The sequence below is a fragment of the Arthrobacter sp. HS15c genome, assembly GCF_040812005.1.
GTDB lineage: Bacteria > Actinomycetota > Actinomycetes > Actinomycetales > Micrococcaceae > Arthrobacter.
The window spans coordinates 207,888-221,238 of record NZ_JBFOHM010000008.1 but is presented as its reverse complement, the minus strand read 5'-3'; the positions used below and the strand labels follow the sequence as shown (position 1 = coordinate 221,238).

The window sequence follows — 13,351 nt, the reverse complement described above, 5'->3', positions numbered from 1 at the left end:
GAGCGTTCCGGATTAAGCGACAGGTAGTGAGAGAGGGTCGGGGAATAAGCGACAGGTAGTGAGAGAGGGTGCCGGGTCTTTCCGGGCCGCTGAGGCGTAAAATTTCCCCCGTAGGAGGTGGCGAAATGAACCTAGCCTTGAACACAGCCACAACCATCCTGCCAGTCGATGATGCAGCACGCGCCCGGAGTTTCTACACCGAAAAACTCGGACTCCCGCACCACGGAATGACAGACGATGGAAGCGAATTACTCGGTAGCGACGGCGGCCCGATGCTGCAGCTGTTGCCGGTCTCGGACGGAAAGCACTCCGACCACACCGCCCTCAGCTTCGAGGTGCGCGACATTGAGCGGATCGTGCAGGATATGGAAGCCAAGGGGATCCTGTTCCAGGATTACGACCTGCCCAACCTGAAGACAGAGAACCACATCTGTACCACGGACTCCGAGAAGTGCGCCTGGTTCATGGACACGGAGCACAACATCCTTTGCGTCCACGAAACCCTGGGAACACAGATGGAGTACCAGCTCTGACCGGCCGTAAGACTGGCCCGCCCTAAGGCTCCACGACCCTAGGCCTGCGCGTGGAGCCCGTCGAACGCGATGGTGATGACGTCGTCGGCCAGCTTTTCCGGGGAGAGCGAGCCGCCCGGTTTGTACCATTCCACGATCGAGTTGATGGTGCCGAACAGCAGGCGGGTCACGGTGCGGGGGTCGATGTCCTGGCGCAGCGAGCCTTCGTCCCGGGCGGCGGAAATCAGCTCAGCCACCTTGTGGTCGAAGGCGCGCCGCCGTTCCAGGGCGTCGCGTTCGATCTCCGTGTTCCCCCGCAGGCGGAGCAGCAGCGTGACGAACGGCAGCCGTTCCACCAGCACTGCCACCGTCTGCCGCAGCACAAATTCCAGCCGCGCGTCGGCCGCGCCGGACTGTGCCTCGGGCCGCTCCAGGATGGCCTCCAGGCCGCCCAGTGCGTGGTCCAGGGCGAGCTTCAGCAGGTCGCCCTTGGACGGCACGTGGTGGTAGATCGCCGACTTGGAGATGCCCAGGTTCTCGGCCAGGATGCCCATGGACGTGGCATCATAGCCGTGCCGGTTGAAAACGTCGACGGCGATGACCAGGACCGACTGCTGGTCATAGCCGGGGCGGCCGCGCTTGGTGGGAACTTCTGTGCTGGACATAACGGCTATTTTCTCATGAACGTTCAGTAATCACGGCAGGCGGCGCTTCAGGGCCTCAACTGTACGTTCGCGCTCAGCCCTTCGGCCGCAGGTCGTAGATCCGGCGCAGCTTGCCGTTGGACCGCTCCAGCGACCCCGGATCCACCACGTCCACGGCGCACGAAGAACCCACGTGGATCTTGATCTGCTCCTTCAGGGCGCGTGCCGCCGTCGCACTCTGCTCAGCGGTGACCGCGTCCCGGCGTTCGATCCGGACCGTCAGCTGGTCCATCCGCTGGCCTTCCGGGCGGGTGAGTTCGAGCTGGAAGTGCGGGCTGAGTTCAGGGATCCGCAGCGCGATTTCCTCGATCTGGGACGGGAAGAGGTTCACGCCGCGCAGGATGATCATGTCGTCGCTGCGGCCCGTGATGCGGCCCATCCGGCGGTGCGCGGGGCGTGCAGTGCCGGGCAGCAGGCGGGTGAGGTCCTTGGTGCGGTACCGGATGATCGGCAGCGCCTCCTTGGTGAGCGAGGTGAACACGAGTTCGCCGTGTTCGCCGTCGTGCAGCACGTTCTCCTTGCCCACCACGGGGTTGAAGGCGTCGATGATTTCGGGGCGGAAGTGGTCCTCCCAGATGTGGCTGCCGTCCTGCGTCTCCACTGCCTCGCCGGCGACGCCCGGGCCCATCACCTCGGACAGGCCGTAGATGTCGCAGGCCTTGATGTTCATGGTGACCTCAAGCTCGTGCCGCATCTCCTGCGTCCACGGCTCGGCGCCCAGGACGGCGTACTTGAGCGATGTGGAGGCGGGGTCGATGCCGATGTGCGCCATGGCGTCGACGATGGTCAGCAGGTACGTGGGCGTGGCCAGGATGGCGTCCGGCCGGAAGTCCTGGATGAGCTGGATCTGGCGTTCGGTCTGGCCGCCGGACATGGGGATCACCGTGCAGCCAAGAGCTTCGGCGCCGGCATGCGCGCCCAGGCCGCCGGTGAACAGGCCGTAGCCGTAGGCGTTGTGGACCTTCATGCCTGGCCGCACGCCCGAGGCGCGCAGCGAGCGGGCCACGAGCTTGGCCCAGTCGGCCAGGTCCTGCTTGGTGTAGCCGACGACGGTGGGCCGGCCAGTGGTGCCGGAGCTTGCGTGCACGCGGGCTACTTCGCTCTGCGGCACGGCGAACATGCCGAACGGGTACTCGGCGCGCAGGTCTTCCTTGGTGGTGAAGGGGAAGTTGCCGAGGTCGGCCAGTTCGCGCAGGTCGGTGGGGTGGATGCCGGCGTCGTCGAACTTGCGCTTGTACAGCGGCACGCGGGCGTAGGCGTAGGCCAGGGTGTGCTGCAGGCGGCTGAGCTGGAGGGCCTCGAGCTCGTCGCGGGAGATGGTTTCCTCGTAGTCCAGGACGGCGTCGGTGGCGGTGGCTGGCTGGGAGGTGGGTGTTTCGGAGGCGTGGAGGGTCATGGTTTTCCTACTTCTTGGGGATGGTCCGGCTGCGTCCACGGAACTCGGCAATGAGTTCGCCCGGGGTGCCGGAACTGGGCTCGGAACCGGGCTGCGCGGCGTCGGCTGCGAAAATCTGGATGTCATAGAGCCCGCTGCGGCCCGCGCTGGAGCGGCGGTCGGCGACGGCGGTGATGACCTGGCCGCGGAAGGCCGGCTTGAGGAAGTTGATGTCGACGCCGGCGGCAACGGTGATGCTGTCCGCGTCGCCGGGGCCGGGATTGACCGGGTTGCAGGCGAGGGCGAAGGCGGTGTCGGCGAAGGCGAAGATCATTCCGCCGTGGGCCATGCCGAAGCCGTTGAGCATTTCCTGACGAAGCGTCATTTGGATGGTGGCGTGGCCGTCGCTGAGCGCGAGGACCTTGATGCCCATCCATTCGGAGGCGTAGTCGTTTTCCAGGATGGGGTGGGTTGCCCCGGAGAGTGTTGCTTCAGCCATGCGTCATTGCCTCCAGCTTTATTTACCGAATGTTCATTAGGTAATCCCATGGAGGGGGTCGGTGTCAAGGGCAGGGCGGTGGAGGGCGTGCGTTCCTGCCCGGTTTGTCCGGCGTGTTGGAACCGACACGCCGTGGGTCGCGGTGTGTCGGCCGGGTGCGGTCAGTGGCAATCGGGAGGGAACGTACGACGGCGGCACGCACATGGGCGGTCGACGCCGGGCGTGCAGGCCCACCCACCCTCATCGGTTGCTCCGTAGGGCCCTTTTGGGCGGTCAAAACGGCCCGTACGGAGCAATCGATGGATGAGGGCGTGCCGGGTGCGCCAACCGTGGCCAGCACCACGCCCCCTGACGGGCAAAACGCTGCCGAAAGCCCGGGCCGAAGTGCAAGGATGGAAGGACCGGCAGCTCCACACCAGCACAGCAAAGGGCGGACCATGGCCAAAGGCATTTACGTCAGCGCAACCACCCCCGGCTCGGGCAAGTCGCTCGTGGCCCTGGGACTGGCGGACACGCTGCACCGGCACGCGGACCGGATCGGCTTCTTCAAGCCCGTGGTCCACGGCCCGGACGCGGCGGATGACCCGATGGTGAGCCTGATGAAGGCACGCTTCCAGCTCGACGACGACCGCTGCCGCGGCGGCCTGACCAGCGCCGAAGTGCGGGCCCTGCTCGCCGAAGGCAAACGCGCCGACATCGATGCCCGCTGCGTGGAGATCTTCGCCGAAATATCCCGCCACTGCGACGTGGTGATCGTGGAGGGTACCGACCTCACCGGCCAGGACGCCGCCGTCGAATTCGACCTCAACGCCCGCCTGGCCAACAACCTGGCCGCCCCCGTGGTGGCCGTGGTGGGCGCGAAGGGGCTGAGCGTCGCCGAGGCGGGGGCCGCCGTCGAGGTTGCCCGCAAGGAGCTGTCCGCGGAAAAGTGCACGCTGCTGGCCATCATGGTGAACCGGGCCGACCCTGACCTGGTGGACGAAATCGCGGCCGCGGTGAAGCCCGGGGCATCGGGCCGGCCGGTGTACGTCCTGCCGGAGCTCGACGAGATCGCCCGGCCCACCACCGGCGAAGTGGCCGCGGCGCTCGGCGTGCGGCAGATCGCCGGACGCGCCGACATGGAGCGCGACGTCAAGGACATCAAGGTGGCGGCCATGAACGTGGGCAACTTCCTGAACGTGCTGGACGAGGGCGCGCTGGTGATTGTGCCGGGGGACCGGGCCGACGTGATGGTGGCCTGCCTGGCGTCGTCGTTCTCGCCCGAGTTCCCGGTGCCGTCCGCGCTGATCCTCACGGGCGGCCTGGCCCCGGACGCCAACATCTACCCGCTGCTGGCGCAGGCACCGTTCCCCGTCTTTGCAGCGACCCAGGACACCTACACCACCGCCAAACGCGTGTCCGAGGTGCGCAGCGAGATCTGGTCGGGGCACCGCCGCAAGGTGGCCTCCGCGTTGGGCCTATGGTCGCGGCGCGTGGACGAAGTGGAGCTGGTGGAGCGCCTGCACCTGCCGCGGGCAGAGCGGATGACGCCATTGCGGTTCCTGCACGACCTGATCGAACGGGCCCGCGCGGAGCGGCGTCACGTGGTGCTGCCGGAGGGGACGGACGTGCGGATCCTCCGCGCCGCCGAAATCCTGCATCGCCGCGACGTCTGCGACCTGACCCTCCTGGGCCGCGAAACCGACGTCCGCGAGCTGGCCGCGGCGCGGGGCATCGACCTTTCCGGGATCAACATCGTGGACCCGGCCACGTCCGAGCTGCGGCAGGGCTTCGCGGAGAAGTACGCCGAGCTGCGGGCGCACAAGGGTGTGGACCTGGCCAAGGCCCTGGAAATCATGCAGGACGGCAGCTACTTCGGCACCATGATGGTCCAGCTCGGCGTGGTGGACGGCATGGTGTCCGGCGCCGCGCACACCACCGCCCACACCATCCGGCCCGCGCTGGAGTTCGTGAAGACCCGCGACGGCGTCAAGATCGTGTCCTCGGTGTTCCTGATGCTGATGCCGGACCGCGTGCTGGTGTACGGCGACTGCGCCGTGAACCCGGATCCCAACGTGGAGCAGTTGGCGGACATCGCCCTCGCCTCGGCCGAAACCGCCGCGCAGTTCGGCGTGGAGCCGCGCGTGGCCATGCTTTCCTACTCCACCGGCGGCTCCGGATCCGGCGAAGCCGTGGACGAAGTCCGGCAGGCAACCGAGCTGGTGCGCGAACGCCGCCCGGACCTCGCCGTCGAAGGTCCCATCCAGTACGACGCCGCCGTGGACGCCTCGATCGCGGAGTCCAAGATGCCGGGCTCGTCGGTGGCCGGGCAGGCCACGGTGTTCATCTTCCCGGACCTCAACACCGGCAACAACACATACAAGGCCGTGCAGCAGAGCTCCGGGGCGGTGGCCGTCGGACCCGTGCTGCAGGGCCTGAGGAAGCCGGTCAACGACCTCTCCCGCGGCTGCACCGTGGAGGACATCGTCAACACCGTCGCCATCACGGCCATCCAGGCGCAGGCGCCGGTGCCGGCAGCGGTGTAGGTTCCGCGAGTTAAAGTACGACGGCGGCACTCACCTGGGTGCCGCCGTCGACCGTTGTCAGCTGCGCCGGTCAGCTGTTTTCAGGCTTTGCCAGGCTGTCCGGGTCCTCTTCCTTGGCGGGCTCGTCGGAGAGGCCCTCGGGTGTGAGGTCCAGGTTTTCGGGATCCTTGGGCTGCTCGGCGGCGTCGCCCAGCTCCTCTGCCTTGGGTTTCCCGGTGTCGTCCAGCGCGGGGTTGGCGCCTTCGACGCCGGTGGGGTCTTTCGTGCCTGACCCGGTGCTGCCGGAGCCGGTGGCGTCAGGCTCGGTGTTGTCGGGCTGGGTGGTGCCGTTCGTCATGGAAGTCCCTCTCTGCGTGGTGCTGCGTGTCCGCCGACTCTAGGCGCCTGCCGCTGCCAACGCAACGGCAGGCGCGCGGTGAGCCGGGCTGCCGCCTAGCCCTGGCGGGCCTTCATCCGCGGGTCCTTTTTGTTGATCACAAAGGTGCGGCCCCGCCGTCGGACAATCTGCGCGCCGGGAACCTTCTTCAGGGCGCGGAGGGAGTTTCTGACTTTCATGGTGGTGCTCCTTTTTTGTTGGTGGCTGGGCTTGCGGGGGACTGGTGGGGTCAGTTTGAGTGCGGGGCGAGGTGCTGCGCGGGGTCCAGCCGGAACGGGTCCGTCAGCGCGGCGAATCCGGCGTCCATTTCCGCGTCCGTGAGTTCGCAGCCGGCGAGCAGCCCGGCGATTTCGGCGGGATCGAGTCCCTCGCCGGTGGCTGCGATGACGGTGCAGCGGTCGCCGTGTTCCTGATGCCAGTCGAGGTGAGCGTCCACGGTATCCAGCAGATCCGATGCTGCACCGGCGTCCCGGTCTGCCAGCCACGGCCCGGTGTTTTCCAGCCACACCAGCGGGCCGATGCCATGGATGGCGATCCGGCAGCGGGGTGCGGCGGCGATCCACAACCGGCCTCGCAGCCAGCAGCAGCCTTCTGCAAGGGCGGCCAGGGCGTCCCGGAACCGCTCAGGGTGCAGCGGCCGCTCGGCCCGGTGGGTGACGGTGGTGAAGGGCGACGCCGACACCGCGGCCGGGATCCGCACGGAACCTGGAATGGTCCGGCACTGCGCCTCCTGGTAGTCGTGGCGGCCGGTGCGGATCTCTGCGGGGTCAACCACCACGTCCGCGTGCGGTGCCAACTCCCCGATCAGCTGGATGCCGCGGCGGCGCAGTGCGGGGTCCACCGGAACGAGGGCGGGTTCGGCGAGCAGGACGGTGTCGTTGAAGCAGAGCTCGCCGATGAGGAACTCGCCGGGTGTCCGGTGGTCCTCGGGGACCGGCGTGAATCCGGATTCGTACAGCGTGTGTTTGTCCCAGATGTGGTCCTCCAGGCTGTCCGGCGCGCAGGCCAGGACGGCGGAAACAACCGTGACGCTGCGCGGGAGCGCCCGCCGCAGGGCGCCGATGGCCGAGTCGGCAGACACTCCCGGTGGCAGGCCGATGACCACCGTTTCGTCCCCACGGTCCAGCAGCCGTTCCACCGTGGGAACCACGTCGAGCCGGACCGTGCAGCTCAGGCAGCCGTGCTCGAGCTGCGTTTCCGTACGTTCTACGAGTGTGCCGTCGGTGAAGATCCTGCGGATGACGAGCCCGTTTTCCAGCAGGTCGTGGAGGACCACCACGGCCTGTTGATTCGCGCCCGCCATGGCCTCGCAGGCCTGCTGGCGGCACAGGGCGTCCAGGGAGCTGATCACAATGAGATGCATGCCTTCAGTCTAATGAGAATGGTTCTCAAATACAAAACGGAAGGCTGGCTACTAAAGTGGGCAGTGCGGAGCGCTGCGACAGGCTCCGGCGTGACGCCAGACCGCTGCCCCGGCAGCATCCGAAGCAAGGCTCAGGAGGCCCCAGTGCTCGTGCTCGTCATCAATTCCGGCTCGTCCTCGCTCAAGTACCAGGTCCGCGATGTGGCGGCCGGCAGCGTGCTGACCGAAGGGCTGATCGAAAAGATCGGCATGGGCAACGGCGGCGACGGGGACGGCGAAATCGAGGGCCCGCGAGACCATGCCGAGGCGCTGGAACAGGTGGACGCGGCCATCCATGCCGAGCTTGGCGACCTCGAACTCGCGGCAGTCGGCCACCGGGTGGTGCACGGCGGCGAGCGGTTCGCCGAGCCCGTGCTGATCGACAACGAGATCACCCGCGCCATCGAGCGGCTCAACCCGCTGGCGCCGCTGCACAACCCGGCCAACGTCCTCGGCATCCGGGCCATCAGCAAAAAGTGGCCGGACCTGCCGCAGGTTGCCGTGTTCGACACAGCCTTCCACCGCACCCTGCCCGAGCACGCCTGGCGCTACGCCGTGCCGGACCAGCTCTACACCAACCACGGGATCCGCCGCTACGGCTTCCACGGCACCTCGCACGAGTACGTCACGCACCGCGCCGCCGCGCTGCTGGACCTGCCCGTGGAGGAGTTCGACGGCGTGATCGCCCACCTGGGGAACGGCGCCTCGGTCACGGCCATCCGGGGCGGTAAATCCGTGGACACCTCCATGGGCTTCACCCCGCTGGAGGGCCTGGTCATGGGCACCCGCTCTGGCGACCTGGACCCGTCCATCCTGGTTTTCCTCGGCAGGGCAGGCTGGACGCCGGAGGACATCGACACCATGCTCAACCGCGAATCAGGCCTGAAGGGGCTCGCCGGCAACAACGACATGCGCTCGGTGGTGGAGGCGTCCGAGGCCGGCGATGCCCGGGCCGCGACGGCGCTCGCGGTCACGTCGTACCGGCTGGCCAAGTACATCGGCGGCTACCACGTGGCCGTCGGGGGAGCCAAAGCCCTCGTGTTCACCGCCGGCATCGGCGAGAACTCGCACCAGTTCCGTGCCCTGGTGGCGGAGAAGCTGGGTGCGCTCGGCATAGAGCTCGACGCCGGCCTGAACAGCCAGCGATCCAAAGAGCCGCGCGTTATTTCCACGCCGGGGTCCGCCATCCCCGTCCTGGTGGTTCCCACCGACGAGGAACGCGCGATCGCGGAGGCGACGGCCGCCGTCGTCGGCTCCCGGTGATCCAGCCTGTCCGTCCCGTGATCGGGCCGCTTCGTGCGGTGATCGGGCCTGTCGAGATCCCATGACCCCTCCGCACACCATGCCTGACATTCCGCTGCCCCTCCGCACCGAGCGGCTGGTCCTGCGCCGCTTCGAAGGCCGCGACCTCGACGCGTTCCATGCGTACCACTCGATGCCGGAGACGGCGCGCTTCCTGCCGGGACCGGCAAAAAGCTACACGCAGTCCATGGAACGGGTGGGCAGGTACGCCAACTTCGTATTCGAAAAAGAGGGCGACTGGGTGTGCCTGGCCATTGAGGCCAAGGGGCAGCCGGGCCTGATGGGCGAGGTGGTGCTCAAATGGCTGCCGGGCCGTGGACAGGGCGAGGTGGGCTGGACCCTCGCCCCCGCAGCGCGCGGCAAGGGCTACGGCACCGAAGCGGCGGCGGCCGTGCTGGACCTGGGGTTCGGCGAACTTGGTTTCCACCGGATCGAGGCGCGGCTGGATGCCCTCAATACCGCCTCCGCCGCTCTGTGCGATCGGCTGGGCATGCGGCTGGAAGGCCGCCACGTGGACAAATGGCACTACAAAGGCCAGTGGGCCACGGAACTGATCTACGCGATCCTCGAGGACGAATGGCGAACCCGGCCTCGGTGATCGGTCCCGTCCAGATCGATTGCTCCGTAACGGCCGTTATGATCGCCCAAAACGGCCGTTCCGGAGCAATCGATGGGCGGCGCAGGCAGCAAACGGTGCCCCACTCCACTGGCGAGGCTTCGACCCCTTGACGGCCCCATGCCTCCGGGCCACACTGGCGCTGTGCCTAGCTGCCGGCCAAGCCGGGCTGGCAACAGGTGTGTCCAAGGAGAGCTTCCCATGCCAGTCGTCGAAGAAAGCGTCTACATTTCCCGTCCTCCCGCGGACGTGTTCAATTTCGTGTCGAAGAATGAAAACATCCCGGTCTGGGACTCGTCGGTGGTGCATGCGGAAACGGTGGGCGGTGTTCCCGAAGCCGTGGGCACCCGCGCCCAGGGCACCAGCAAGATCCTCGGCCGGAAATTCGACTGGGCCGCCGAGATCACGGAGTTCCAGCCGCCAACCCGAGTAGTGTCCCGTTCGGTGGAGGGCCAGGCAATGGAGTTCACCATCACCACCAACCTCGTGCCGGAGGGTGAGGGGACCAGGCTGACTTACCGCATTGACGCGGCATCAGGCCTCGGCGGCGTGTTCGGCAAACTTGCCGACAAGCTCGTGGAGAAGGCCCAGGCCAGGACGGTCCACGCCAACCTTGAGACACTGTCCGAGTTGCTGGCGGAGCATCCGGAGCTGGGGCGCAGCGACGACTGACCGACCGCGCCTACTTCTTCTCGCGAAGGGCCGATGCCTTGTGCGCCGCCCGCGCCCCGGTCTTGGCGGACTCCACCACGAACTGCGGTTCCTCCTCGCTGGCCCGGTGCGTGTTGCCGTCCAGCTCGAAGTCCGAGGTCTTCCTCTCCACGATCCTGCCGTGGGTAGGGCCCTGCGGCGTGTTCCATTCCACGTGGGTTCCCTTGCTCAGTGCCATGGGTGCTCCTTAGCGGGTTGAGGTGGTGGGCGCCGCCTCCGGGGCCGTGCCGGCAGGTGCGGTCGACGGCGTCGGTGCGGCCCCCGTCGGCGCGGTTCCCGTTGGCGCGGTGCCGCTGGGTGCCGTGCCGGTAGGATCGGTCGACGGCGGCGGGTCACCGAATGCGGGCTGGGTCGCCTGCCCGGTGGCCGGGGAAGTGGCCCCACCCGGGCCGGCGGGGGCGTGGGCCGTGGGGCCCGACGTGGGTGGCTGGCTTGAGCCCGGTGCCGGGCTGGTGGTGGCCGTCCCCGTGGGGGCGGGTGCCTTGGTGGCGCTGGGATCAGCCTTGATAATTCCGGTGAGCTGCTCCTTATACGCCGCCAGCCGGCTCTGGATCTCGGACAGCGGGACGTTCCGGATATTCGTCCCGTAGGCGGCGATCTCGGCCCACAGCTCCGCCAGCTTGGCCATGCCGTCCTCGCTCAGCGGCCCGTCCAGGGTGAGGACCAGCTGGCTGGCCAGCGCGTAGGTGAGGCATTCGACGCAGTTGTAGTTGGCCGCCGCGGCCAGGTTTTCGGGAACGATCACGTCCGCTTCGCCCACAATGAGCACCACCTGGAAGCCCACGGCCACGGCGGCGCAGCCTGTGCAGCTGGCGAAGGCGTAGGCCTCGTTGCTGGTGTCCACGGGTCCGCCGTCCTCGGCCCAGACCAGGGCAAACGCCACGCTGTAGGTCACCGATCCGTCGGTGGTGGTCACCGCGAGCGCCTGGTTGTCGCCGGGTTCGGCGGCGTCGGGCCGGTTGAACGGGAAGACCCAGGAGGTCGCAGTGGCCGCGGCAGAAGCGGCGCCCGACGGCGTGGCCGGCGAAGTGGCCTGCGGGACCAGCACCAGGCTCAGCTGCGGGTTCTCGCGCGTGGGCATGTCCGTCCCGGCCGGCCACAGGGCGACGGTGCTGCCGGGCTGGCCTTCGCGGAGCACGCTGCCGGACTGTGGGAGCACGGACGCCGTCGCATCGGCGAGGGTCCCGCGTTCGTACGGCTGCACGGGCCGGTACGTCCCGCCGTCGGGCCACCATGCCCAGGCCAGCCCGGCGAGAAGGGCGGTGACGGCAGCCATGGCGGCGCCCCGCTTCAGGGCCTGGCCCTGGGTCTTCTGCCATAGGCCAACTGTCAGCTGCCGCAGGAGGCGGAGGAGGATGTAGAGCATGCCCAACACGGGCAGGGCGACGGCGGCGATCGCCAGGCCGCGCACGGCCGCGCCGGCAAAGTCCCCGGCGGACAGGCTCCCGGCGAGCATGCCCTGCTGGTTGGCTGCGCTGGACCAGGCAGTGGCCAGTAGCCGAGGCAGCGCGAGGACCAGCATGGCCAGGCTGAAGAGCAGCAGCGGCACCGTCACCAGGACCCAGAGGGTGACCACGGCGCGGGCCCACGGCTTGAGGACCTTGTTTTCGGGCTTTCCCCAGCGCCACGGAAGCAGGCCGAGGAGGGTGGGTTTGATGCGCTGGAAGAGGTCGGGAACGCCCACGGTGTCGGCCAGGATGTGGTAGCCGTCGAACCGCACGAGGGGCAGGAGCTGGCGGACCATCTGCAGGATCTGGGTGACCACCACCAGGAGCAACGCGTCGAACCCGGTGGCCCACCAGGTGCCCAGGATGGCCACGGCCACAATCGCGTTGAAGTACAGGCCGCCGAGGTCGGTGCGGAGCCGTCCGCCGCGGCCAAGCCGGTAGGAATCGGTCACGTCCGTGAAAAACGCGGGCCAGATCAGGTACAGCCCGGTGCCCATGGCGCCGGGCGTGGCGCCGCCCTTGGTGGCGGCGGCCGCGTGCCCAAACTCGTGGAAACCCGCCGAGACCACGGTGACGGCGAAAACCAGCAGCAGCAGGAGCGGGTTCTCAAACGCCTCGTGCGTGGCGGAGGCCAGGCCCTTCACCATCAGGACCCACCAGCAGGCAGCCAGGAACGCCGCGGACACGGCCGCCACGATCAGCGGGTTGAACAGCACAGCGAACGGGGCGGTGAGCCGGCGGGTGCGTTCCGGATCCGTCACCATGTACCGGAACCGCATGCCCAGCAGCGGATCTGCTTTCTTGACCGCCGGCTGGGAACCGTCCGCCAGGCGGAGCAGGCCCATCGGCAGCAGCTGCGAGCCGATGAGCGTGCGGACGTTGTCCGCGCTCACCAGCCGGCCGGAGCCGGTACTGGCATGACGGGCGATGTCCTCGAGGTCCCGGGTTCCGTCCACCGCTTCCAGCACGAGGTACAGCAGCCGGGTGAGCTGCAGGGTCTGGCCGTCCGCACGCCGGACCAGGGACGGTGCTTCGCGGTAGCCGGAGCCTTCGGACGTGCCGATGAGCTGCACGCCGTCAGCCAGCGACGGGACCTGCCGGACGTCGTCGGTGGTGACGCTGGCGACCGGGACGGCGACCGTATCGTCGGCCAAGGTAACGGAGGACGACGGCGGGCCCGCCGGGGTGGGCGGGCCGCCGTGCGCGTTGGTCATGTGTGCTTACTGCTGCAGGTCGGACTGCTGGTCGGCCGAAGCGTTGGCTTCGCCCTCGATGTGTTGCGAGATGATGGCATCCTGCTCGGCCACGGCGTAGGCGTTGCTGTCGATGGAGCCGATGTTGGCCGCAACGGCGGCGTCGATCGGGGCTGCCACGTTGGCGTTCGCCGCCACGGCACCGTTGATGGGCGCCGCGATGTCGGCGTCGGCTGCAACGTCGATATTGACGTTCAGGAGGTCCCCGTCCAGGGCGGCTGCGGGATCAACAGGCAGCGCACCGACGTCGGGCGTTGAACCGTCCGGGATGGCGGCATCCGGAGTAGTGCCGGCCGCTTCCTCGTCCTCCACGGTGTCGTTGCCCTGGTCGATGGTGCTGTCCTGCGCGGACTCGGCGTTCGCGTCCGCCACGATGCCCTGGTCGATCATGACGCCCTGGTCCGCCATGGCCTGCGCTTCCGAACCGAAGGACAGGATGTTGGCGGACGCCGCGGCGTCGATGGGGGCTGCCACGTTGGCGTTGGCCGCGACGGCGAGGTCGATGGGTGCTGCGGCGTCGATCCCGAGGTCAAGGTCCGCGTTCAGGTCCAGGACGGAGGCGACTTCCTTGTCCGGCAAAGCTGTGGCCTGCTCCGACAGCAGTTCGTCATCAGTGAGGGGACTCATA

14 protein-coding genes are annotated in these 13,351 nt (G+C 68.2%); 5 read left to right on the top strand and 9 right to left on the bottom strand.

The annotated features are described in order from the left end of the window. Positions 1–125: 125 nt before the first annotated feature. Positions 126–533: a VOC family protein gene (locus ABV518_RS15105; protein ID WP_131135289.1), complete on the top strand. Its 408-nt coding sequence runs from the start codon at positions 126–128 to the stop codon at positions 531–533. Positions 534–571: 38 nt separating this feature from the next. Here ABV518_RS15105 and ABV518_RS15100 read toward each other — a convergent pair whose 3' ends face one another. From ABV518_RS15100 to ABV518_RS15090, 3 genes are all read right to left on the bottom strand, one after another. Beyond that, complete coding sequence (locus tag ABV518_RS15100; protein WP_367768081.1) at positions 572–1,177, bottom strand: TetR/AcrR family transcriptional regulator; 606 nt, start codon at positions 1,175–1,177, stop codon at positions 572–574. A gap of 73 nt (positions 1,178–1,250) precedes the next feature. Further along, positions 1,251–2,612 carry an AMP-binding protein gene (locus tag ABV518_RS15095; RefSeq protein ID WP_367768079.1) on the bottom strand — a complete coding sequence of 454 codons (1,362 nt, stop codon included), beginning with the start codon at positions 2,610–2,612 and terminating at the stop codon, positions 1,251–1,253. Positions 2,613–2,619: 7 nt separating this feature from the next. Further along, positions 2,620–3,090, bottom strand: a complete 471-nt coding sequence (locus ABV518_RS15090; protein ID WP_367768078.1) for a hotdog fold thioesterase — start codon at positions 3,088–3,090, stop codon at positions 2,620–2,622. Positions 3,091–3,527: 437 nt separating this feature from the next. Between ABV518_RS15090 and pta the strand changes: the two genes are divergently transcribed. Further along, positions 3,528–5,615 (top strand): phosphate acetyltransferase, encoded by a 2,088-nt coding sequence (gene pta, locus ABV518_RS15085; protein WP_367768077.1) that lies wholly within the window; start codon positions 3,528–3,530, stop codon positions 5,613–5,615. Between the two features lie 70 nt (positions 5,616–5,685). Here the strand turns inward: pta and ABV518_RS15080 are convergent, their stop codons facing one another. The 3 genes from ABV518_RS15080 to ABV518_RS15070 form a co-directional block, all read right to left on the bottom strand. After that, positions 5,686–5,952: a hypothetical protein gene (locus ABV518_RS15080; RefSeq protein WP_367768076.1), complete on the bottom strand. Its 267-nt coding sequence runs from the start codon at positions 5,950–5,952 to the stop codon at positions 5,686–5,688. A 95-nt stretch (positions 5,953–6,047) separates the two neighbouring features. Further along, complete coding sequence (gene ykgO, locus ABV518_RS15075) at positions 6,048–6,170, bottom strand: type B 50S ribosomal protein L36 (protein WP_131135283.1); 123 nt, start codon at positions 6,168–6,170, stop codon at positions 6,048–6,050. 50 nt (positions 6,171–6,220) lie between these two features. Further along, a complete protein-coding gene (locus ABV518_RS15070; RefSeq protein WP_367768075.1) occupies positions 6,221–7,354 on the bottom strand; it encodes a GTP-binding protein in 1,134 nt (377 codons plus the stop codon). 144 nt (positions 7,355–7,498) lie between these two features. Between ABV518_RS15070 and ABV518_RS15065 the strand changes: the two genes are divergently transcribed. The 3 genes from ABV518_RS15065 to ABV518_RS15055 all read left to right on the top strand — a co-directional run bounded on the left by ABV518_RS15065 (position 7,499) and on the right by ABV518_RS15055 (position 9,983). Then, the gene (locus tag ABV518_RS15065; protein ID WP_367768074.1) at positions 7,499–8,656 is read left to right on the top strand and encodes an acetate kinase; all 1,158 of its coding nucleotides are present in this window, start codon (positions 7,499–7,501) and stop codon (positions 8,654–8,656) included. 79 nt (positions 8,657–8,735) lie between these two features. Further along, positions 8,736–9,293 carry a GNAT family N-acetyltransferase gene (locus ABV518_RS15060; RefSeq protein WP_367768299.1) on the top strand — a complete coding sequence of 186 codons (558 nt, stop codon included), beginning with the start codon at positions 8,736–8,738 and terminating at the stop codon, positions 9,291–9,293. A 219-nt stretch (positions 9,294–9,512) separates the two neighbouring features. Beyond that, positions 9,513–9,983 (top strand): SRPBCC family protein, encoded by a 471-nt coding sequence (locus ABV518_RS15055; RefSeq protein ID WP_367768073.1) that lies wholly within the window; start codon positions 9,513–9,515, stop codon positions 9,981–9,983. 10 nt (positions 9,984–9,993) lie between these two features. Here ABV518_RS15055 and ABV518_RS15050 read toward each other — a convergent pair whose 3' ends face one another. From ABV518_RS15050 to ABV518_RS15040, 3 genes are read right to left on the bottom strand one after another with little or no spacing between them, the layout of a single operon-like run. Further along, positions 9,994–10,200: a DUF2945 domain-containing protein gene (locus ABV518_RS15050; RefSeq protein ID WP_367768071.1), complete on the bottom strand. Its 207-nt coding sequence runs from the start codon at positions 10,198–10,200 to the stop codon at positions 9,994–9,996. A gap of 9 nt (positions 10,201–10,209) precedes the next feature. After that, the gene (locus ABV518_RS15045) at positions 10,210–12,684 is read right to left on the bottom strand and encodes a hypothetical protein (protein ID WP_367768069.1); all 2,475 of its coding nucleotides are present in this window, start codon (positions 12,682–12,684) and stop codon (positions 10,210–10,212) included. Positions 12,685–12,690: 6 nt separating this feature from the next. Beyond that, on the bottom strand, positions 12,691–13,350 hold the full coding sequence (locus ABV518_RS15040) for a peptidoglycan-binding protein (RefSeq protein WP_367768067.1): 660 nt from the start codon (positions 13,348–13,350) through the stop codon (positions 12,691–12,693). Between the last annotated feature and the right edge of the window lies 1 nt (position 13,351).